Annotated in this window: 19 protein-coding genes, 1 tRNA gene and 1 pseudogene; 7 read left to right on the top strand and 14 right to left on the bottom strand. The window is 74.9% G+C overall.

Annotated features, from left to right (window positions below; all coding sequences use genetic code 11):
• Nucleotides 1–57: 57 nt before the first annotated feature.
• From IEV86_RS11000 to IEV86_RS10990, 3 genes are all read left to right on the top strand, one after another.
• A complete protein-coding gene (locus tag IEV86_RS11000) occupies nucleotides 58–2,487 on the top strand; it encodes a penicillin-binding protein (RefSeq protein ID WP_052425894.1) in 2,430 nt (809 codons plus the stop codon).
• Nucleotides 2,488–3,405, top strand: coding sequence for a metallophosphoesterase (locus tag IEV86_RS10995; protein ID WP_043603288.1), 918 nt, complete (start codon nucleotides 2,488–2,490; stop codon nucleotides 3,403–3,405).
• A gap of 107 nt (nucleotides 3,406–3,512) precedes the next feature.
• Nucleotides 3,513–3,586 (top strand) — tRNA-Pro (locus IEV86_RS10990).
• A 107-nt stretch (nucleotides 3,587–3,693) separates the two neighbouring features.
• Here the strand turns inward: IEV86_RS10990 and IEV86_RS10985 are convergent.
• Nucleotides 3,694–4,626, bottom strand: a complete 933-nt coding sequence (locus IEV86_RS10985; protein WP_043603285.1) for a hypothetical protein — start codon at nucleotides 4,624–4,626, stop codon at nucleotides 3,694–3,696.
• A gap of 146 nt (nucleotides 4,627–4,772) precedes the next feature.
• Here IEV86_RS10985 and IEV86_RS10980 point away from each other — a divergent pair, with 146 nt between their 5' ends.
• Nucleotides 4,773–5,270, top strand: a complete 498-nt coding sequence (locus IEV86_RS10980) for an NUDIX hydrolase (protein WP_043603282.1) — start codon at nucleotides 4,773–4,775, stop codon at nucleotides 5,268–5,270.
• A gap of 66 nt (nucleotides 5,271–5,336) precedes the next feature.
• Here the strand turns inward: IEV86_RS10980 and IEV86_RS10975 are convergent, their stop codons facing one another.
• The 8 genes and pseudogenes from IEV86_RS10975 to IEV86_RS10945 all read right to left on the bottom strand — a co-directional run bounded on the left by IEV86_RS10975 (nucleotide 5,337) and on the right by IEV86_RS10945 (nucleotide 11,831).
• A complete protein-coding gene (locus IEV86_RS10975) occupies nucleotides 5,337–6,083 on the bottom strand; it encodes an ABC transporter permease (RefSeq protein ID WP_043603279.1) in 747 nt (248 codons plus the stop codon).
• A 1-nt stretch (nucleotide 6,084) separates the two neighbouring features.
• A complete protein-coding gene (locus IEV86_RS10970; RefSeq protein ID WP_438501591.1) occupies nucleotides 6,085–6,741 on the bottom strand; it encodes an ATP-binding cassette domain-containing protein in 657 nt (218 codons plus the stop codon).
• A gap of 82 nt (nucleotides 6,742–6,823) precedes the next feature.
• Nucleotides 6,824–7,081 (bottom strand): annotated as a pseudogene (locus IEV86_RS18275) (ATP-binding cassette domain-containing protein); the annotation flags it as partial.
• A gap of 179 nt (nucleotides 7,082–7,260) precedes the next feature.
• The gene (locus tag IEV86_RS10965) at nucleotides 7,261–8,010 is read right to left on the bottom strand and encodes a hypothetical protein (protein ID WP_043603276.1); all 750 of its coding nucleotides are present in this window, start codon (nucleotides 8,008–8,010) and stop codon (nucleotides 7,261–7,263) included.
• Complete coding sequence (locus IEV86_RS10960) at nucleotides 8,007–8,903, bottom strand: ATP-binding cassette domain-containing protein (protein WP_043603273.1); 897 nt, start codon at nucleotides 8,901–8,903, stop codon at nucleotides 8,007–8,009. The genes IEV86_RS10965 and IEV86_RS10960 overlap by 4 nt, the downstream gene beginning before the upstream one ends.
• Nucleotides 8,900–9,316, bottom strand: a complete 417-nt coding sequence (locus IEV86_RS10955) for a GntR family transcriptional regulator (RefSeq protein WP_043603271.1) — start codon at nucleotides 9,314–9,316, stop codon at nucleotides 8,900–8,902. Before IEV86_RS10955 ends, IEV86_RS10960 begins: the two co-directional genes overlap by 4 nt.
• Nucleotides 9,317–9,498: 182 nt before the next feature.
• Nucleotides 9,499–10,554, bottom strand: a complete 1,056-nt coding sequence (locus IEV86_RS10950) for an aspartate-semialdehyde dehydrogenase (protein WP_043603366.1) — start codon at nucleotides 10,552–10,554, stop codon at nucleotides 9,499–9,501.
• Nucleotides 10,555–10,556: 2 nt separating this feature from the next.
• Complete coding sequence (locus IEV86_RS10945; RefSeq protein WP_043603268.1) at nucleotides 10,557–11,831, bottom strand: aspartate kinase; 1,275 nt, start codon at nucleotides 11,829–11,831, stop codon at nucleotides 10,557–10,559.
• Between the two features lie 167 nt (nucleotides 11,832–11,998).
• Between IEV86_RS10945 and IEV86_RS10940 the strand changes: the two genes are divergently transcribed.
• Both IEV86_RS10940 and IEV86_RS10935 read left to right on the top strand, forming a co-directional pair.
• Nucleotides 11,999–12,964, top strand: a complete 966-nt coding sequence (locus tag IEV86_RS10940; protein ID WP_043603266.1) for an ABC transporter ATP-binding protein — start codon at nucleotides 11,999–12,001, stop codon at nucleotides 12,962–12,964.
• Complete coding sequence (locus IEV86_RS10935) at nucleotides 12,961–14,121, top strand: ABC transporter permease (protein WP_052425893.1); 1,161 nt, start codon at nucleotides 12,961–12,963, stop codon at nucleotides 14,119–14,121. The genes IEV86_RS10940 and IEV86_RS10935 overlap by 4 nt, the downstream gene beginning before the upstream one ends.
• A 21-nt stretch (nucleotides 14,122–14,142) precedes the next feature.
• Here the strand turns inward: IEV86_RS10935 and IEV86_RS10930 are convergent, their stop codons facing one another.
• From IEV86_RS10930 to recR, 3 genes are read right to left on the bottom strand one after another with little or no spacing between them, the layout of a single operon-like run.
• Nucleotides 14,143–14,925, bottom strand: a complete 783-nt coding sequence (locus tag IEV86_RS10930) for a sulfite exporter TauE/SafE family protein (protein ID WP_043603263.1) — start codon at nucleotides 14,923–14,925, stop codon at nucleotides 14,143–14,145.
• A gap of 8 nt (nucleotides 14,926–14,933) precedes the next feature.
• On the bottom strand, nucleotides 14,934–15,536 hold the full coding sequence (locus IEV86_RS10925) for a DUF5063 domain-containing protein (RefSeq protein WP_052425892.1): 603 nt from the start codon (nucleotides 15,534–15,536) through the stop codon (nucleotides 14,934–14,936).
• Nucleotides 15,529–16,128 (bottom strand): recombination mediator RecR, encoded by a 600-nt coding sequence (recR, locus tag IEV86_RS10920; protein ID WP_043603261.1) that lies wholly within the window; start codon nucleotides 16,126–16,128, stop codon nucleotides 15,529–15,531. Before recR ends, IEV86_RS10925 begins: the two co-directional genes overlap by 8 nt.
• A 219-nt stretch (nucleotides 16,129–16,347) precedes the next feature.
• Here recR and IEV86_RS10915 point away from each other — a divergent pair, with 219 nt between their 5' ends.
• A complete protein-coding gene (locus tag IEV86_RS10915; RefSeq protein WP_043603258.1) occupies nucleotides 16,348–17,826 on the top strand; it encodes a gluconokinase in 1,479 nt (492 codons plus the stop codon).
• Nucleotides 17,827–17,898: 72 nt separating this feature from the next.
• On the opposite strand, the gene IEV86_RS10910 is transcribed toward IEV86_RS10915, so the two are convergent.
• Together IEV86_RS10910 and IEV86_RS10905 are read right to left on the bottom strand one after the other, a co-directional pair.
• Nucleotides 17,899–18,513 carry a GNAT family N-acetyltransferase gene (locus IEV86_RS10910; RefSeq protein WP_052425891.1) on the bottom strand — a complete coding sequence of 205 codons (615 nt, stop codon included), beginning with the start codon at nucleotides 18,511–18,513 and terminating at the stop codon, nucleotides 17,899–17,901.
• Nucleotides 18,514–18,517: 4 nt separating this feature from the next.
• Complete coding sequence (locus IEV86_RS10905) at nucleotides 18,518–21,226, bottom strand: DNA polymerase III subunit gamma and tau (RefSeq protein WP_043603256.1); 2,709 nt, start codon at nucleotides 21,224–21,226, stop codon at nucleotides 18,518–18,520.
• Nucleotides 21,227–21,243: the final 17 nt, after the last annotated feature.

The raw sequence follows: 21,243 nt of genomic DNA, 5'->3' as shown, positions 1-21,243 counted from the left end.
AGGGACCTTCGCACCAGCGGGGCCCGTGCGGGAGGTCGCTCACGTACCCTGTCGGACATGTCGTCCGCCTCCGCGCGCCCGAGAGGCCGCCAGGTCAACTTCTTCCAGGCCCTCGCACTCCTCATCGCCTTCCTGCTCATGGCAGGCGTCGGGGGCGTGCTCGCGGCCGGGCTCGTCATGCCCGCCGTCGCGACGACGAGCGTCGTGACCGACACGTCGGTCCGGCTCTTCGACGACCTGCCGAGCGAGCTCGAGCCGCAGGAGCTGTCCGAGCAGTCGCGCGTGTGGGCGGCCGACGGCAGCCTGCTCGCGACGTTCTGGTACCAGAACCGGATCGTCGTGCCGCTCGAGGAGATCGCGCCGGTCATGCAGCAGGCCGTGGTCGCCGTCGAGGACCACCGCTTCTGGGAGCACGGCGGCGTCGACGTCGCCGGCATGGGCCGCGCCCTCATGACCAACCTGACGTCCGACGACACGCAGGGCGCCTCGACGCTGACGCAGCAGTACGTGAAGAACGTCCTCATCGAGACCGCCATCGCGAACAACGACGTGCAGGCGATCCAGGACGCGCGCGTCGCCGAGGGCACCGCGGGCATCGCCCGCAAGCTCCAGGAGGCCAAGATGGCCATCGCGCTCGAGAAGCGCATGACCAAGGAGGAGATCCTCCAGGGCTACCTGAACATCGCGCAGTTCGGCACGTCGGTCTACGGCGTCGAGGCGGCCGCGCGTCACTACTTCTCGGTCTCCGCGAAGGACCTCAACTACCTCCAGGCGGCGACCATCGCGGGCATCACGCAGGCCCCGAGCGCGAACGACCCGATCGCGAGCCCCGAGCAGTCGCAGGCCCGCCGCAACGTCGTCCTCGGCACGATGCGCGCGCAGGACATGATCACCGAGGAGGAGTACCAGGCGGGCATCGCGACGCCCCTGGCGGACACCCTCAACGTCTCCGACTCGGGCAACAACTGCCAGGCGGCCGGCGGCGCGGCGTACTTCTGCGACTACGTCACCAAGGTCATCCTCGAGTCGCCGGAGTTCGGCGAGACGCGCGAGAACCGCCGTGACCTGCTCTTCGCGGGCGGCCTCGACATCTACACGACCATCGACCTGCGCATGCAGGCCGTCGCCGACGAGGAGATCCGCGCCGCGGTGCCGGACACCGACCCGACCGGCATCGGCCACGCCCTCGTCTCGGTCGAGCCGGGCACGGGGAAGATCCTCGCGATGGCGCAGAACCGCACGTACAACCCACGCACGGACCCGCCCCCCGGGCCGGGCGAGAGCGCCATCAACTACAACACCGACGCCCCCTACGGCGCCTCGACCGGCTTCCAGGTCGGCTCGACCTTCAAGCCGTTCGTGCTCGCGGAGTGGCTCGCGCAGGGCAAGAGCCTCAACCAGTCGGTCGACGCCTCCAGCAAGGAGTACAAGTCGCGCGACCTCAGCGCGGCCTGCATCCCGGGCAACCCCTTCGCGAGCCTCGACGCCGACCCGTACGAGCCGAAGAACGTCGACGGGCAGGGCTCGGGCCGCATGTCGGTCCTCTCGGCCACGGCCAACTCGGTCAACACGGCGTACATGAACATGGCGTCGCAGCTCGACTACTGCGGCATCGTCGAGATGGCCAAGACCATCGGCTTCCACCGCGCCGACGGCGCGGATGTCGAGATCCTCCCGTCGACCGTCCTGGGGGCGCAGCAGGCGTCGCCGCTCACGATGGCCGCGGCCTACGCGACGTTCGCGGCGAACGGCACGTTCTGCGAGCCGATCGCGATCACGCGGGTGACGGACAGCGAGGGGCAGGAGCTCCCGGTCCCGTCGGCCAACTGCCGCGAGGTCCTCGACCCCGCGATCGCCTCGACGGTCACCTACGCGCTGCAGTCGGTCATGACCGACGGCTCGGGCCGGCGCTCGCAGATCTCGGGACGGCCCTCGGCCGGCAAGACCGGGACGACCAACGAGAACACGCACACGTGGTTCGTCGGGTACACGCCCCAGGTCGTCTCCGCCGTCTGGCTCGGCAACCCGGACGTCAAGCTCCCGATGCAGCAGATCCGCATCAACGGCCGGTACTACCCGCAGGTCTACGGCGGCCTGATCGCCGCCGGCACGTGGGACCGGTACATGACCCGCGCGCTCGACGGGCTGCCCGTCGCGACCTTCGCGCCGCCGTCGAACCGGCTCGTCCAGGGCACGCAGACCCGGGTGCCGAACGTCAACGGCCGCAGCGTCTCGCGAGCGACGTCGACGCTCGAGGCGGCCGGCTTCACCGTCCGCGTGAGCGGCACCCAGGAGGAGTCCCGGCAGCCCGAAGGCAGCGTCGCCCGGACCCAGCCCGCGGGCGGCTCGCGCGCCTCCGAGGGGAGCACCGTCACGCTCGTGATCTCGAACGGGCAGCCGCCCGCAGAGGCGTCGGGCGGCGACGAGGACGACCGGGCGAGCCGCGGCCGGGACGACCGCGACCCGCCCCCCGGTCAGGACGACTGAGTGATCGGGACCGTCGGCCGCGCCCTCGCGGGCGCGGCGCTCGCGGGTGCCGCCGGGATCGCGTACGCGGCGGTCGAGGCGCAGCTCTACACCCTGCGCCACGTCACCGTCCCGGTCCTGCCCCGGGGTCAGCGCCCGCTGCGCGTGCTCCACATCTCGGACCTGCACCTGACCCCCTCGCAGGACCGCAAGATCGAGTGGGTGCGCTCGCTGGCGGACCTCGAGCCGGACCTCGTCGTCGACACGGGCGACAACATGGCGCACACCGAGGTGCTGCCCCACCTGCTGCACGCGCTCGAGCCCCTCACGCGCTTCCCCGGGGCGTTCGTCATGGGCTCCAACGACTACTTCGCACCCGTGCCCAAGAACCCCGCGCGCTACCTCCTGAGCGACTCGCGGCGCACGATCTCCGAGCCGCGCCCCCTGCCCGCCGACCAGCTGGGCGCCGCGCTGTCCGAGGCCGGATGGGTCGACCTGTCGAACCGGCGCGACGTCGTCGTCGCGGACGGCCGCACGCTCGCGCTGGTGGGCGTCGACGACCCGCACATCGACCGCGACCGGTTCCCCGCCCCCGACGTGCCCGCCGCGGAGGCGGACCTCCGGGTCGGCGTGACGCACGCGCCCTACCGGCGCACCCTCGACGCCATGCACGCCGACGGGAGCGACCTCGTCATCGCCGGGCACACGCACGGCGGCCAGCTGTGCCTGCCCGTGCTGGGTGCGCTGGTCACGAACTGCGACCTCGACACGAGCCGCGCCAAGGGTCTGCACGGCTGGCCGGGAGCGCGCCCCGACGAGCCGCGCGGGGCCGGGTCGACGTGGCTGCACGTGTCCGCGGGCCTCGGCACGTCGCCGTACGCGCCCGTGCGGTTCGCGTGCCGCCCCGAGGCGACGCTCCTCACGCTGGTCGCGCGCTGAGCCCGCCGCGACCGGCCGGCCGCCCGCGGTGGTGAGCCGCCCGGAGGCGCGCTCGGGACCCGGTTTCGTCGCTGCCCCTCCGAGGGGCTATCCTTCTCGGGTTCCACCGGGGTGTGGCGCAGCTTGGTAGCGCGCTTCGTTCGGGACGAAGAGGTCGTGGGTTCGAATCCCGCCACCCCGACAGACGGCGTCGACGACGTCGAGAACGGCCCGGGCCCTCGCGGCCCGGGCCGTTCTGCTCGAGCCGGGTCGTCGACCGGGCCGGGAGCCCACGCCACGACCGGTCGCTCAGAGGTCCGCGGGCTCCACCAGCAGGTCCGCCGCGTCGGTCACGAGCCCGCCCGCTCCCTGCAGGAGAGCACGCGCGACGGCGACGACGACGGGCGTCGCACGTGCCCGCGCGAACCGGTGGGCGTTGGAGGGTCGCTCGAGGGCGGCCTCGACGGGGTCCGGCGGCGCCCAGCGGACCCGGTGCGCGACCACGGTCCCGACCTCGTGCACGCGCGGCGGGACGACGTCGTCGGACACCACCTCGACGACGAGCGTCCCGTCGCGCCCCAGGTCGGCACCGAGGCCGACCGTGACGCGGTAGCCGAGGGACGCGGTCGCGCGCTCGACGCGGGCCCTCGCCCCCGTGACGCGGTCGACGACGTCCACGACGACGGGGGCCGGCAGGGGTACGGACGCCCACACGGTGAGGTCCACCGCGGCCGCCGGGTCGGGGACGAGGACCGTGGTGCGCGCGCCGTCGGCCGTTCGCACCGCACCGCCGAGGCGCCGCGCGCACGCCACGGCCCAGGTGAGGACCTCGCCCTCGGCGCCGATCGGCACCCCGAACGGGAACGCCCGCCCGAGGCCGTCGGGGTCGCCCAGGATCGGGGGACGCACGGCGCCGCGACGCACCGGCGCACCGAGGACGTAGACGTGCGTGCAGCCGAGCGGCAGCCCCAGCCCGCCGGCGGTGGTGTCGTCGACCTCCCAGGGTCCGGCGAGCTCGACGTCGTCCGCGAGGCGTAGCAGGCCCGGTGGTGCCGCGAGCACCCGGAGCCCGCGCGCCCCGCCCGCGCGGCGCGGCGGCGCGAGGCTCGGCTCGACCTCCCACGCGGCGGCAGGGAAGCGCTCGACCGCGAGGCCGTGGACGTCGGCCGGCTCGGTGTCCGCCGGCAGGGCGAGCAGGTGGCGCTCGGCGACGGCGGGCACGTCCAGGGTCGGCAGGGGCATGTCGCCGAGGCTACGAGCGGCCCTGTTGCGGCCGTGGGTCCGCGCTGTTGCGGTTCGCGCACCGCTGGGCCGAACGGGTGCCGGGCGGCTCCGCGGGCCGCGGCGGCCGGTCCTGGCGGGCGCGGCGCCCGGGCTACAGTCGCCCCGTGCCGATCCCCGAGTTCGTCCTGCGCCTGCGTGAGCGGGTCGGGACCGACGTGCTGTGGCTGCCGGGCACGTCCGCCGTCGTCGTCGACGACGAGGCGCGGATCCTGCTCGGCCGGCGCGCGGACAACGGCCGGTGGGCGGTCCCGAGCGGGATCCTCGAACCCGGCGAGGAGCCCGCGGTCGCCGTCGTCCGCGAGGTCCGTGAGGAGACCGGGATCGACGTCGAGGTCCTCGCGCTCACGGCCGTCTCGACCACGGGCCTCGTCGAGTACCCGAACGGCGACCGCGCGCACTACCTCGACACGTGCTTCTGGTGCCGCCCCGTGGGCGGGACGCTCGCGATCGGCGACGACGAGTCCACGGACCTCGGCTGGTTCGCGCAGGACGCGCTCCCCGAGCCGCTCAACCCGTCGTCCGTCGAGCGGATCCGGCGGACCCTCGACTACGTCGACACGCTCCGGCGCGGCGAGCCCGCGACGGCGTGGTTCGCCCGCTGACCGCGACCACCGCGACCACCCGACGTCCGCGGTGACCGCCGCGCGCGCCGGCCGTCCACGACCACGTCAGGTCCAGCGGAACAGGCGCGCCGCGAGCGGACCGAGCACCGCCGTCCACACGACCATGACGACGAGCTGACGAGCCGGCAGGCCCGACCCGAACCAGGCCTCCTGGAGCGCCTGCGCACCCGCTCCCAGCGGGAGGAACGACGCCACCTCGCGCAGCGTCGCGGGCATGAGCGGCCCGGGCAGCCAGACGCCCGCGACGAACAGCAGCGGGAAGTAGAGCATCATCCCGAACGCGTTCGCGTTGGCCGCCGACCGCACGACCGCGGCGAGGACGCACCCCAGCGCACCCATGTGCGCGACGGTGAGCGCGAAGGCGAGGACCGCGACGGCGGGCTGGGCGGGCGCCGCGATGCCGAGCACGACGCCGGCGAGGCCGAGTGCGAGGCCGACGGCCACCACGAGCGCCCCGAGGCTCACCGCGAGCTCGGCCACGAGGAGGCGGCTCGCGGGCAGCGGGGTGGCCGCGAGCCGCCGCAGCACGCCCCGCTCGCGGTACGTGCCGAAGACCGTCGGGAACGTCGAGACGGCGACGGTCGCGACGGCGGTGCACAGGACGACGGGCACGTACACGTCGATCGTGCGCAGGTGCGTCAGCCCGGGCACCTGGATCGGCTCGCGCATCCCGGGCAGCAGCAGGCCGACGAGGACGAGCAGCACCGCGGGGAACGCGAGCGCGAAGAACGCGTTGCCGGGGTCGCGCAGCAGGAGCCTGGCCTCGTTGGCGGTGAGGGTGCGGACGGACATCTCAGACCTCCTCGAGCGCTCGGCGGGTGGTGAGGGCGACGACGACGTCCTCGAGGGTGCCGCGCTCGGCGGCGACGTGGACCGGCTGCACGCCCGCGTGTGCGAGGCCGAGCAGCGCGGGCCCGACGACGTCCGCGTCGCCGTCGACCACGACGTCGCCGTCGTGCACCGCGACCGACCGCACGGACGGGACGCGGGCGAGCGCCGCGGCGACGTCGGCGGGCACCTCACGGAGCACCTCGTGCGGGCCCACCCCGGCCGACGCGCCGTCGGCGGACGGGACCGGCGCGCGCGGCGAGAGGCGGAAGCGCAGGCGCTGCCCGGGGCTGTGCGCGGCGACGAGCCCCGCGGGCGTCCCGCTCGCGACGACGGTGCCGCGGTCGACGACGACGAGCCGGTCGCACAGCCGCTCGGCCTCGTCCATGAAGTGCGTGACGAGCAGGACCGTCACGCCGGCGTCGCGCACCTGCTCGACCAGGTCCCACGTGTCGCGCCGCGCAGCGGGGTCGAGGCCCGTCGTGAGCTCGTCGAGGACCGCGAGCTCGGGCCGACCGACGAGCGCCAGCGCGATCGAGAGGCGCTGCCTCTGGCCGCCCGAGAGCGCCCCGAACCGCACCGCGAGCCGGTCGGCCAGGCCCAGCTGCTCGGCGAGCTGCACGACGTCCGCCGGGGTCCGGGTAGAACGACGCGTAGAGCCGGAGCGCCTCGCCGACGGTGATCCGGGCGGGCAGCTCGCTGGCCTGGAGCTGGCACCCGACACGGCGACGGACCGTGAGCGGGTCGACCTGCGGGTCGACGCCGAGGACGCGGACCTCGCCGCCGTCGCGGCGGCGCAGTCCCGTGACGCACTCGACCGTCGTCGTCTTGCCCGCGCCGTTGGGGCCGACGACGCCGACGATCTCGCCGCGGTGCACGTCGAGGTCGACGTCGCGGACCGCGACACGCGTGCCGTACTCCTTGCGCAGCCCGCGCACCGTGACGGTGTCGGTGGTGGCCATCCGGACCTCCTGAGGTGTGCCGAGCCCGATCGTGCGGCGGGGCGCGCAGGTGCGGCCCCGTGGTGCGGGCGCGTCGTGGGCGCCCGGGTGGTGGTAGGGGGTGGAGCGGTTGTGGTCGTGGTGGTTCGGGTGGCGAGGCGGTTCTGCTCGCGGTGCGGCTCGGGTCGTGGTGCGGCGGCTCAGGTCGCGGCCGGCGCGACCGCCGTCCGGCGCTGGACGGCCAGGTACGCCACGGCCGCCACGAGCGTCGTCGCGACGACGAGGGTGACCCGCAGCGCGACCCCGCCGGCCGAGCCGTCGACCGGTGCCCCGAGCTCGCCGTCCAGCAGCACCGACGCCACCAGGGCGGGGCTCACGGTGACCGGCAGCGCGAGCGTCGCGACCGTCCAGTGCCAGCGCTTGTAGGCCGCGCCGACGAGCAGACCAGCGACCTGACCGGCGAGGACGAGGAGCACGTGGTCGACGAGCAGCAGCGGGACGGACCAGGAGCCGGAGAGCCCGACGAGGCCCGCGTCGATGCCGTGCTCCCAGCCGAGCGCCCCGTAGACGCCGCGCTCGACGACCATGAGCGCCGCCACCGCGGTGCCGAGCACGAGGGCGGTCGCCCCGGCCACGAGGATCGCGGCGTGGCCGAGGCTCCTGCGCGTGAGGCCCATCGCGACGTGCGGCCCGAGGTACGCCGTCGCGACGATGACCATGAGCGAGAACGGGAACCAGACGAGGCCCTGCCGGCCGAACTGGAGGATCGACACCTCCATGGGCTGCACGCGCTCGAGCACGACGACCGTGACGGCGAGGCCGACGACGACCAGCGCGAGCGCCCACGCGACCACGCGGAGCTGTGTCCGCAGCAGGTACGAGGCCGTCGCGACGACGGCGCCGGGGCGTGCGCCGGCCGCCGAGGTCCGGCTCGGGGTGGCGGCGGTCATCGGACGCCCTCCTTGGCGGTGAGGTCGACGAACAGGTCCTGCAGGTCCACGGGGCCGAGCTCGAGCCCGGCGGCCGACGCCGCGGCGACGTCGTCGGGCGCGAGCCGGCCGAAGACCGTGACCTGGACCGTGCGGCCCAGGCTGCGCCGGCTCAGGACGCGCCGACCGGCGACGAACGCGTCGACGGCGGTGTCCGGCCCGACGACGCTGGTGCCGCTCGCGCGGAGGTCGTCGGCGTCGTCCGCGAGCAGGACGCGCCCGCGGTCGAGGACGACGACGTGCTCGAGCATGCGCTGGACCTCGTCGATCAGGTGGCTCGAGAGCACGACGGTCCGCGGGTGCTCGACGTAGTCGGCGAGCAGCGCGTCGTAGAACGCGTAGCGCGACGGCGCGTCCATGCCCAGGTGCACCTCGTCGAGGAGCGTGAGCGGCGCACGGCTCGCGAGCCCGACGACGACGCCGAACGCGGACCGCTTGCCGCGCGACAGGGACGTCGGCGTCGCGCGCGGGTCGAGCTCGAAGGTGTCCATGAGGCTCTCGGCGAACGAGCGGTCGAACGTCGGGCGCACCTGCTCGAGCAGCCGGACGGTGTCGCGGAGCCGGACCTCGCCCTGCACGTCACCGCTCTCACGGACGAGGCAGACCCCGCTCATGACGCGGGCGTTCTCCCACGGGTCCTCGCCGTCGACGAGCACGGCCCCCGCCGTCGGACGGCGGAACGCGGCGAGCACCGACAGCAGCGTCGTCTTGCCCGAGCCGTTCCGGCCCAGCAGCCCGTGCAGGCGACCGGGCTCGAGCGTGAGCGACAGGCCGTCGAGCGCGGTCGTGGCGGGCCGGCGCCACGCCGGGTAGCGGACGGTGAGGTCGCGGACCTCGACGGAGAAGCCGCTCATCGCGGGTCGCCCTCCTCGTGCGGTGCGGTGGTCGTGGTGGTGGCGGCGGTGGCGCGCGCGGCGTACCCGGAGCGCAGGCGCTCGACGACGGCGTCGACGGGCACGCCGAGCACGGCCGCCTCGGCCGCGACGGGGTCGACCACCTCGACGAAGAAGCGCTCACGCCGCGCGGTCAGGAGGTGCTCCCGCGCGTCGGGGCTGACGAACATCCCGATGCCGCGCCGCTTGTACAGGACGCCCTCGTCGACGAGGAGCGCGAACGCCTTGGCCGCGGTCGCGGGGTTGATCCGGAAGGTCGTCGCGTACTGCGTCGTCGACATGACCTGCTCCTCCCCCGCGAGCGCCCCGCTCAGGACGTCGCCCCGGATGCGGTCGGCGATCTGGAGGTAGATCGGGTCGCGTCCGTCGAACACGGCCGTCCACCTCCGTCGCCTTGTTGGTTCGTTACCTGAGTAATGAACCACAGGAGCGGGGCGCGCCACAAGGGTCGCCCGGACGAGCGGGCCCGGGGACGACCGAGGCCCGGACCCCCGTGGGGGTCCGGGCCTCGCTGCGGGGCTCGTGCGCGGCGTGTCCGGGGGCTCGCGCCGGTGTGTCAGGCGGTGGGCGCCAGGCGCTGGGCGGCGACGAGCTCGGCGATCTGGACCGCGTTGAGCGCGGCACCCTTACGCAGGTTGTCGTTGCTGATGAACATCACGAGGCCGTGGCCGGCGGGCGCGCCCTGGTCCTCACGGATGCGGCCGACGTAGCTCGCGTCGGCACCCGCCGCCTGCAGCGGTGTCGGGATGTCGGTGAGCTCGACGCCCGGGGCGTCGGCGAGCAGCTCCGTGGCGCGCTCGACCGAGATCGGTCGCTCGAACTCGGCGTGCACCGCGAGCGAGTGCCCGGTGAAGACGGGCACGCGCACGCACGTCCCGCTCACCAGCAGGTCGGGGATCTCGAGGATCTTCCGGCTCTCGTTGCGGAGCTTCTGCTCCTCGTCGGTCTCGAGCGACCCGTCGTCGACGACCGAGCCGGCCAGCGGCAGGACGTTGAACGCGATGGGCCGCGCGTACAGCGACGGCTCGCCGAGGTCGACGGCGCCGCCGTCGTGCGTGAGCGCGGCGACGTCCTGCCCCTCGACCGCCTTGACCTGGGTCTCGAGCTCGGCGACGCCCTTGAGCCCGCCGCCGGAGACCGCCTGGTACGTCGCGACGACGAGGCGACGCAGGCCGGCCTCGGCGTGCAGCGGCTTGAGCACGGGCATCGCGGCCATCGTCGTGCAGTTCGGGTTCGCGATGATGCCCTTGACGGCGTCCGCGAGCGCGTGCGGGTTCACCTCGCTCACGACGAGGGGCACCTCGGGGTCCTTGCGCCACGCCGACGAGTTGTCGATCACGAGCGCGCCCGCGGCGGCGAACCGCGGCGCCCACTCCTTCGACGTCGCGCCGCCCGCGGAGAACAGCGCCACGTCGATCCCGCTCAGGTCCGCCGTCGCGACGTCCTCGACGACGACCTCGCCGTCACGCCACGGCAGCGTCGAGCCCGCGGACCGCGCGGACGCGAAGAAGCGGATCGACGCGACCGGGAAGTCGCGCTCCGCGAGGAGGCGCCGCATGACGGCACCCACCTGCCCGGTCGCACCCACGACCGCCACGTCCAGACCGCTCATCGTCATCGCCCCGTCCCGCCGTACACGACGGCCTCGCCCTCGGTGGAGTCCAGCCCGAAGGCCGTGTGGACCGCGCGCACCGCGTCGTCGAGCTGGTCCGCGCGCGTGATGACCGAGACGCGGATCTCCGACGTCGAGATCATCTCGATGTTGACGCCCGCGTCCCGCAGCGCGCCGAACAGCCGCGCCGAGACTCCGGGGTGCGACTTCATGCCGGCGCCGATGAGCGACAGCTTGCCGATCGTGTCGTCGTACTGCAGCGACGCGAACCCGACCTCGGACTGCGCGGCCGTCAGCGCCGCCGTCGCGCGCTGCCCCTCCGACGCGGGCAGCGTGAACGAGATGTCGGTGAGGCCGGTCTGCGCCGCCGAGACGTTCTGGACGATCATGTCGATGTTGAGGCCCGCCTCGGCCACGACCTCGAAGATCCGTGCCGCCGTCCCGGGGACGTCCGGCACGCCGACGACGGTGACCTTGGCCTCGCTCCGGTCGTGCGCGACGCCGGAGATGATCGGCTGCTCCATGCTGTCTGCTCCTTCGGCGACCTCGTCCGTGACGAGGGTTCCCACGTGGCCCGAGAACGAGGAACGCACGTGGATGGGGACGTTGTTCCGCCGCGCGTACTCGACGCAGCGCAGCATGAGGACCTTCGCGCCGCTCGCGGCCATGTCGAGCATCTCCTCGTAGGTGATGCGGTCGAGCTTGCGCGCGGTGGGGACGATCCGCGGGTCGGCCGTGAAGACGCCGTCGACGTCGGTGTAGATCTCGCACACGTCGGCGTCGAGCGCCGCGGCGAGGGCGACCGCGGTGGTGTCCGAGCCGCCCCGCCCGAGCGTGGTCACGTCGTTCGTGTGCTCGGTGACGCCCTGGAACCCCGCGACGATCGCGACGGCGCCGTCGTCGAGGGCCTGGCGGATGCGGCTCGCCTTGACGTCGATGATGCGTGCGCGGCCGTGCACGTCGTCGGTGATGACTCCCGCCTGCTGGCCCGTGAACGAGCGGGCCTCGACGCCGAGGTTGGCGATCGCCATCGCGAGCAGCGACATCGAGATCCGCTCGCCCGCGGTGAGGAGGATGTCCATCTCGCGGGCCGGCGGCAGGGGCGTGATGTCGTTCGCGAGGTCGATGAGCTCGTCGGTCGTGTCACCCATCGCGGAGACGACGACGACGACGTCGTCGCCCGCGCGGCGCGCCTCGGCGATGCGCTTGGCGACGCGCTTGATGCTCCCGGCGTCCGCGACGGAGGATCCCCCGTACTTCTGCACGATCAAGCCCACGGCGACGCTCCGGTGGTCGTTCGGATGGATGCCGCGAGGATAGGCCGGTCCAGCGCGTGGACAGGTGGGTGTCCGGGATCCGGATCGCGGCGGGAGGACGAGTCCCGTCCACAGGTCAGCCCTCAGGGGGACCCGGAGCGTCGCACCCCGCGCCTACGCTCGCGGCCATGAGCACCCCCACCCCGGCGCGGCCGGGTCCCGGCGGCATCGTCACCCAGGACGTGCGGCGGCACTTCGGTCCGGTGCGCGCCGTCGACGGCATGGACCTCGTCGCGCACCCCGGCGCCGTGACGGCGCTCGTCGGCCCGAACGGGTCGGGCAAGACGACGCTGCTGCTCATGCTCGCGGGCCTGCTCCGGCCCGACGCCGGGACCATCACGGTCGCGGGGGTCGACCCGACGGTCGACGGGCTCGGCGCCCGCGCCGTGACGGGGTGGATGCCGGACGCCTTCGGCACGTGGGACTCGCTCACGGCGCGCGAGATCCTGCTGACGTTCGCGGCCGCGTACCGCGTCCCCGCCGAGGTCGCCACGACGCGCGTCGCCGAGCTGCTCGAGACGGTCCACCTGGCCGACCTCGCCGACCGCCCCGCGCACGTGCTCTCGCGCGGGCAGAAGCAGCGCCTCGGCCTCGCGCGGGCGCTCGTGCACGACCCCCAGGTGCTCCTGCTCGACGAGCCCGCGTCGGGCCTCGACCCACGGTCGCGGGTCGACCTCCGGGTCCTGCTGCGCGGGCTCGCCGCTCAGGGCCGCACGGTCCTCGTCTCGAGCCACGTCCTGACCGAGCTCGACGAGATGGCCGACGACGCCGTGTTCGTCTCGGGCGGTCGCACCGTGGCGCGGCAGACCGTGGAGGAGGCGACCGCGACGCGGCGGCCCTGGCGGCTGCGGGCCCTGTCGCAGTCCGGGCTCGCCGCGTGGCTCGACGCAGCCGGAGTGCCCTGGACCCCGGAGGACACCTTCGCGCCACCCGCCGACGTCCCGGGCGGGGTGCTCGTCGAGCTCGACGGCGAGGAGGCCGCCGCGGCGCTGCTGCGGACGGCCGTCGGCGCGGGCGTCCCCGTGACGTCCCTCGCGCCCGCCGCAGGCGCGCTGGAGTCCACGTACCTGGCCCTCGAGGAGGAGCGTCGATGAGCGCCGACCTGCAGACCCCGCCGGCCGCCGCGCCCGACGACGCGGCCGGGCGGCCCGACCGTTCGACCGGCGCGTGGAGCCTCACGTGGGCGGGCGTGCGGACCGTCGCGACCCTCGAGCTGCGTCAGCGCGTGCGGTCGACGCGGTGGGTCGTCGCGCTGGTCGTCTTCGCGGTCGTCGTCGGCGCGGTGACCACGCTGACCTTCCTCGCGTCGTCGAGCGCCTCCGCGACCATGTCCGACGACGGCGTGAGCGTCGGGCGCACGATGTTCGGCTTCATCGTGTTCTTCGTCCTGTTCCTCGGGCTGCTCGTGTCCCCGACCCTGTCCGCGACGTCGATCAACGGCGACCGCGCGGCGGGCACCCTCGCGACGCTCCAGGTCACGCTCCTGAGCCCGGCCGAGATCGTGCTCGGCAAGCTGCTCGCTGCGTGGGTCGCGTCGCTCGCGTTCCTCGCGGTGTCGGTGCCCTTCGTCGTGTGGGCGTTCGCGGCGGGCGGCACCCCCGTCGTCGGGCTGCTCACGACGCTGCTCCTCCTGGCCGTGGTGCTGGCGGTGGTCTGCGCGGTGGGCCTGGGCTTCTCCGCCCTCGTGAACCGCGGCGCCGGGTCGGCGGTCCTCACCTACGTGACCGTGGCGGGCCTGTGCGTCGTGACGCTCGTCGTCTTCGGGCTCTCGATGTTCCTCGTCTCGGGCGACGAGGAGGTCCAGGTCAACCAGCTGCCGTGGAGCTCCGACCTGCAGTTCGACGACTTCGGCAACCCGATCGGCGACGTCGAGTGCGAGCTCGTGACGCAGGAGCGGTACGTCGCCCACACCGAGCGCACGTGGTGGCTGCTCGCGCCGAACCCGTTCGTCGTCGTGGCCGACGCGCTGCCCGGCGGCGACATCCAGACGGCGAGCGACCCCATGACGCTCATCCGGTACGGCGTGCGCAGCGCGCGCGTCGGCGTGCAGGAGCCGCTCGAGGAGTGCTGGAACGCGGGCGACTGGGAGGAGCGGCAGGCCGAGCAGATGGAGCGCGTCGAGTCCTCGGGCGCGGTCTGGCCGTGGGGCCTCGCGACGCTCGTGCTGCTCGGTGCAGGCGGCGTCGTCGTCGCGGTCCGCCGGCTGACGATCCCCCAGGCGACGCTCCCGCGCGGGATGCGCGTGGCGTGACGGCCGGCGGCGCGGCGCCGGTCAGGCCAGGACGTCCCACCCCAGCCGGACGATGAGCGCGCCGACGACGACCAGGAAGACGACGCGGACGAATCGGCTGCCGCGGGCGATCGCCATGCGGGCGCCGAGGTAGGCGCCCGCGATGTTCGCGACGCCGACGGCGAGTCCGAGCCCCCACAGCGGCGCGCCCTGGAGCGAGAACACGACCAGCGCGCCGAGGTTCGTCGCGGCGTTGACGATCTTCGCCTTGGCCGACGCCTCGAGGAACGCGTAGCCGAGCAGGCCGACCAGGCCGATCACGAGGAACGTCCCGGTCCCGGGCCCGACGAGCCCGTCGTAGGTGCCGATGCCCGCGCCCAGCACCGACGCGACGACGACGTGCCGGCGTCCGGTCCAGCGCAGCTCGGTCGCACGCCCCACCCGCGGCCGCGCGACGGTGTACGCCGCGACGAGCACGAGCGCGCCGAGGATGATCGGCTCGATGACGGACTCGGGCAGCAGCACCGCGAGCGACGCACCGCCTGCGGCGCCCACGAGCGCGGCGAGCGCCATGGGGGTCGCGGTCCGCATGTCCGGCTGGATGCGGCGGTAGAACGTCGCGGCGCTGACGCTCGTGCCCATGATCCCCGCGAGCTTGTTGGTCGCGAGCGCCTGGACGGGGCTGATGCCGGGCACGAGCAGCAGCGCGGGGAGCTGGACGAGCCCGCCACCGCCGACGACGGCGTCCACCCACCCGGCGAGGAACCCGGCGAGCACGAGGAGCGCGACCGTTCCCGCGGCGATCTCCAGGCCGCCGCTGATCACGACGCCATCTAGGGGTGGAGGGCCTGGAACTCCGCCTCGGCCGCGACGTCGTCGTCGACGTCCAGACGCAGGTGGGCGAGGATCGTCTGGAGGACCCGGAGGACGGCGGACGCGCGCTCACCCCAGTTGGCGAGGTACGAGTACTGCCACCACCACAGGGCCTCGAGCACCTGGCCGTTGTCGAAGTGCCGCTGCCCCTGGACGAGCGCGCCCGCGACGAGCACGAGGTCGCCCGACACCGACGACGAGACGAGCTGCTCGCCGAGCAGCGGGTCGTCGACCTCGACGTAGTCGTCGATGCCCTCGAGCACGTTCTCGAGCGCGGCGCGCAGCGGGTCGAGGTCCGCGTCGGGGCCGACGTCGGGCTCGAAGCGGTCGGGCGGGACGACGTCGGTCATCGCGCCGAGGCGTGCGCCCGCGGCGAGCACGTCCGAGACGGCGAGCAGCAGGAGCGGGATCGCGACCTCGGGCAGCGTGTTCGCGGCGACCTCGGTCACCGTCGTGACGAAGCGGCGGGCCTCGTCGGACACGGAGCGGGCGACGTCGACCAGGTCGGCCGGTGTGGCCGCCTCCGCGCTCACGGCGAGCGACGGGTCGGGGTTGTCAGGCACTGATCTGCCTCCGTCCTTCGAAGGCCCGCCCGAGCGTGACCTCATCGGCGTACTCCAGGTCCCCCCCGACCGGCAGCCCGGACGCGAGTCGTGTGACGCGCAGGCCCATCGGGACCAGCAGGCGCGCGAGGTAGGTCGAGGTCGCCTCGCCCTCGACGTTCGGGTCGGTCGCGAGGATGACCTCGGTGACCTGCCCGTCGGCGAGGCGGCTCATGAGCTCCTTGATGCGCAGGTCGTCCGGGCCGACGTTGTCGATCGGGTTGATGGCGCCGCCGAGCACGTGGTACTTCCCGCGGAACTCGCGAGTGCGCTCGATCGCGACGACGTCCTTGGGCTCCTCGACGACGCAGATCACCGACGGCGACCGGCGCGGATCCCGGCAGACCCGGCAGAGCTCCTCCTGCGCGACGTTGCCGCAGACGCTGCAGAACTGCACCCGGGCCTTGACCTCGGTCAGCGCGTCGACGAGGCGGCGCACGTCGGCCGGATCCGCCGCGAGGAGGTGGAAGGCGATCCGCTGCGCGCTCTTGGGACCGACGCCGGGCAGTCGCCCGAGCTCGTCGATCAGGTCCTGGACCGCGCCCTCGTACACCCGACCAGGGTAGTCGTCAGCGAGCTCCGCGGCGTGCCGCGACCGGCCGGGGCCGCGGGCCCGCGGTGGTCCTCGGACGGTGGCGTCAGAACCGGGACCACCACGGCGGCCGCGGGACGAGCCCGACCGAGCGGGCCCACCGCGACGCGAGGCCGGCCCGACCGGCGCCCTCAGCGCGTCCTCGATACCGTCGTCGCGGACCCTGCGGGAGGAGCGCCCATGGCCAGGACCGGCGACGACGTCGCTCTGGAGCTCGCGCAGGACCCGCTCGTCGTCGCGCTCGACGTGGGGTCCACCGCGAGCCGGGGCGGGCTGTACGACGCGACGGGACGCCCGGTGAGGGGACACCAGCACAAGGTCCCGCACGCGTTCACCGTCGCCGCCGACGGCACGTCGGTCATCGGCCCGGACCAGGTCGCGGACGAGATCGCCGCGATCCTGGACGCGGTGACGACGGGCGTCCCCGTCGGCCGCGTGGCCGGGGTCGCGATGGACACGTTCGCGTCGTCGCTCGTCGCCGTCGACGCGGGCGGGGGCGCGCTGACGCCGTGCTTCACCTACGCCGACTCGCGCTCCGCGGGTGAGGTCGTCGCGCTGCGGGCCGAGCTCGACGAGCGCGCGCTGCACCAGCGGACCGGCACCCGGATCCACACGAGCTACCACGCACCGCGTCTGCGCTGGCTGCGGGCGACGCGACCCCGCGCCGTCGACGACGCGGCGGCGTTCTGGTCCCTCGGTGAGCACGTCCTGAACCGGCTGGTCGGCGAGCCGCTGTGCGGCACGTCCACCGCGGCCTGGACGGGCCTGCTCGACCGCCGGACGGGCGTGCTCGACCCGGAGCTGCTCGACGCCGCCGGGGTCGCCGCGGACCGGATCTCCGCGGGGCTCGACCCGTCCGCACCCGCGCACCCCGAGGTGCCGTCACGGTGGCCGGCGCTGCGGGGCGCCGCGTGGTTCCCGGTCGTGACGGACGGCTTCGCGAGCAACGTGGGGGCCGGCGCCACCGACGCGACGGTCCTGGCCGCCGCGACGGCGACGAGCGGGGCGCTGCGCGTCCTCCTCGACGGCCCGGCCGACCCGCTGCCGTTCGGGCTGTGGAGCTACCGCGTCGACGCGCGGCGGACGCTGCTGGGCGGGGCCCTCAACGACGTGGGCAGGGCGGTGAGCTGGGCCGAGAGCACCCTGCGTTTGGGACCGGACCTGCGCGCGGTGCTCGCCGCACCGCCGACGACGGCGACCCCGCTGGTCCTGCCGTACCTGACGGGTGAGCGGGCACCCGGGTGGGTGAGCGACGCGCGCGCCGTGATGACGGGGCTCTCGGCGGCGACCGATGCGGACTCCGTCTTCCGCGGGATCGTCGAGGGCGTCGCGATGACGTACGCCCGCGTCGCCGACGAGCTCGGCCCCGCGGCACCCGACGTGGTCGAGGTCGCCGCGTCCGGGCGGGTGACCAACGACCACCCGCAGTGGCTGCAGGTGCTCGCGGACGTGCTCGGGCGCCCGGTGACCCACGTGACCCGCAAGCGGTCGACGGCACGCGGGACCGCCCTGCTCGCCCTGGACGTGCTCGCGCCGGACGTCGCGCGGGCGCCCCGCGTGACAGGCCGGACGTACGAGCCGGCTCCCGCGCACGCCGACCACTACCGCGAGCGCCGCCGGCAGTTCGCCCGTGTCTACGACGAGGTCCTGCTCGCCTGACCGCGATCTCCTTGCCTGCCGGGGACCGGCAGGACCGGGCCCTCAGCCGTGCCGGGACCGGCGCGACCGGCCTCAGCGGGCGCCGGAGAGGCCCGCCTCGGCCGGACGCCACATGGCGACGAGCTCCGGACCGCCGTCGGCGAGCAGGACGCGACCGGACGCCGACCACCCGTTCCGCTCGTAGAACGGGACGACCGAGGGGTTGGTCGTCTCCAGGTGCACGCCGAGCCCCCGCTCCCGCGCACGCACGAGGCCGTGCCCGAGCACCTCCCGTGCGAGTCCCCGGCCCCGGTGCTCCGGGTCGACGGCGAGCATGTGGAGGTACGCGTGCGGCCGGCTCGGCACGAGCGGACGCATGCGCGCGAGCCCGGCGCCGACCACCGTCGCGTGGCCGGCGCCCACCAACGCGGTGAGCAGCCCCGGCACGGACGGGAGGGTCCGCGCTGACGGGACCGGGTCGTCGGGCAGGCGCCAGGTGGCCACGGCGACGACGGCGCCCTCGCGCCGCACGACGTCGACGTGACCGGCCTCGAGCGCCCGCTCGGCGAAGAGGCCGACCCACGCGGCGACCGCGTCGAGGCGCGTCGCCTCGTCCGGGAAGGCCCAGGCCATCAGCGGGTCGTCGACGTAGGCACGCCCGAGGACCGTCCGGACCTCGGGCGCGGTCGCCGGTGGGCGGGACGTCATGGCGTCAGACGTCGTCCGGGATCTCGTCGATGACCGTGCCGCCGAGCATCTGGGCGATGAGCGGGGCTCCCACGAGGCCGGACGCGCCGATGTCGGGGTCGTCCGGGTCGGCGTCCTCACCGTCGTCGTAGCGCGGCCCCGCAGCGGGACCGGCGGCAGCTGCGGCCGCGAAGGCACGAGCGCGCGGCGACTGAGCCGGCCCGCCCGGGCCGCCCGTGGCTCCTGCGTCGCCTCCGGCGCCCGCGGTCCGCGCCCCTCGGCCGGGTGACGACGACGGGGCGGCGTACTCGTCGAACGGCTCGGGACCGTCCGGGATCGGCTCCTCGCCGGGCACGTCCCACGGCGGCGGGGGCTCGTCCGCCTCGGGGCCGAGGTTCGCGGCGGGCCGCGCGCCGGCGTCCCCCGTGCCGACGGCGGGGCGGGAGCCCGCGTCTCCAGTGCCGACGGCGGGGCGGGAGCCCGCGTCTCCCGTGCCGGCGGCGGGGCGGGACGGCCCGGCGGCACCAGGTCGATCGGCACCGCCCTCCACGACGGCCGACCGACCCGAAGGCCGGTTCCCGCCTGTGGTGTCCGGCGCGCCCGGGCGTCCGTGCGACGCCCCCTGGCCGGGACCGGTCGGTGCGTCCGCCCGTCCCGGTCGGTCGGAGGCGGCGGGGCGCTCGCCCTCAGGTGCGGCGGCGGGTGCGACGCGCGCGACCGGGACGTCCCACGACGCCGCAGCCTCAGCGGCCGAGACCGCGCGCGGGCCACGGTCAGCGGCAGGCGTGGACGACGACGGGGCAGGTGCGGGGGGCTCGTCGGCGAGCGCGGTCTCCACGCGCACCTCGAGCCCGAGCGTCTCGTGGAGCGCACGACGCACGTTGTCGGCGTGCGGTCCGCTGCGGAACGTCGTCGCGAGCTGCGGGGTGCTGAAGGCGAGGGTGAGGCGGTCGCCCGTGATCCCCGCGACGTGCGCGTTCTGGCTCACGAGGACCCAGGTGGCCATCCGCAGCCCCTTGAGGGTCTGCAGGACCTCGGCCCACCGGCGGCGGACCGTCTCGGCGTCGACGCCACCTGCCGGACCGGTCGCCGCAGGGCTGTGCGGGAGGTCGTCGGGCGCGGACCGGGGCTGCCGGGCGTCGGGCGTGGAGCCGGACTGCCGGGCTTCGGGTGCGGGCGCGGGCTGGGCGGCATGCCCGCGCGGCTCGTCGCTCGCGGCGGGAGCACCGGGTGCGGCGGTCGCAGCAGGCGCGACTGCCGCAGCAGGTTCGGCTGCGGCAGCAGGCTCGGCTGCCGCCCGTCCCGACGGTGCCTGCGGCACGCGCGTCGGCGCGTCTGCGGATCCGGCCGGACCGTGGGCCGCGGCCCCCTGACCGAGGCCCTGACCGGGTCCGTCGTCGTCGCCGGACGCCACAGGGACCGGAGCGGGCGTCGCCGGCCGCGCGGGGACCTCCGGGTCCGGAACGGGCGCCGCCACCGGAGCAGCAGCCACCGGCTCCCGTCGGACGGTCGCGACGGGCACCGGGTCGGGCACCGGGGCGGGCGCGGCCGACGCCGGGACCGCACGCACCCCTCCGGTCATCTCGCGCTCGAGCCGCTCGACGCGGGGCGCGAGGCCGCGCGCACCGTCGTCGACGGCGGGCAGCAGGAGCCGCGCGACGAGGAGCTCGAGGTGCAGCCGGGGCGACGTCGCGCCGGTCATCTCGGTGAGCGCCTCGTTGACGAGGTCGGCCGAGCGCGACAGCTCGGCCGGGCCCAGGGTCGACGCCTGCGCGGCCATCCGCTCGAGCTGGTCGGTCGGCAGGTCCCGCAGCACGGCGCGGGCCGCGTCGCCCGAGGCGGCGATGACGATGAGGTCGCGGAGGCGCTCCAGGAGGTCCTCGACGAAGCGCCGCGGCTCGTGCCCGGAGGAGATGACCCGGTCGACCACGCGGAACGCGCTCGCCCCGTCGCGCGCCGCGACCGCGTCGACCGCGTCGTCGAGCAGCGCGGCGTGCGTGTAGCCGAGCAGCGCGACGGCGCGCTCGTAGTCGAGCCCGCGCTCGTCGGCCCCGGCCACGAGCTGGTCGAGCACCGAGAGCGAGTCGCGGACGGATCCGCCGCCGGCCCGGACCACGAGGGGCAGGACGCCGGACCCGACGGCGACGCCCTCGGCCTGGCACACCTGCTCGAGGTAGGGCTGGAGCGTGTCCGGCGGGACGAGGCGGAACGGGTAGTGGTGCGTGCGCGACCGGATGGTGCCGATGACCTTGTCCGGCTCCGTCGTCGCGAAGACGAACTTCACGTGCGGCGGCGGCTCCTCGACGATCTTGAGCAGCGCGTTGAACCCCTGCGGCGTGACCATGTGGGCCTCGTCGAGGATGAAGATCTTGAAGCGGTCACGCGCGGGGGCGAAGGCCGCGCGCTCGCGCAGGTCCCGCGCGTCGTCGACGCCGTTGTGGCTCGCCGCGTCGATCTCGACGACGTCGAGGCTCCCCGCCCCGCCGCGCGCGAGCTCGACGCACGACGGGCACACGCCGCACGGGGTGTCCGTCGGGCCCTCGGCGCAGTTGAGGCAGCGCGCGAGGATGCGCGCCGACGTCGTCTTGCCGCACCCGCGCGGACCCGAGAACAGGTAGGCGTGCGTGTACTTGCCCGCGCGGAGCGCCTGCATGAGCGGTCCGGTGACGTGCTCCTGACCGATGACCTCCGTGAAGGTCTCGGGCCGGTAGCGGCGGTACAGGGCTTGGGTCACGGCTCCGAGGGTAGACG

The sequence above is a fragment of the Cellulomonas carbonis genome, from assembly GCF_014636275.1.
Classification (GTDB): Bacteria; Actinomycetota; Actinomycetes; order Actinomycetales; family Cellulomonadaceae; genus Actinotalea; species Actinotalea carbonis.
This window is presented reverse-complemented; position numbering and strand designations above follow the sequence as displayed.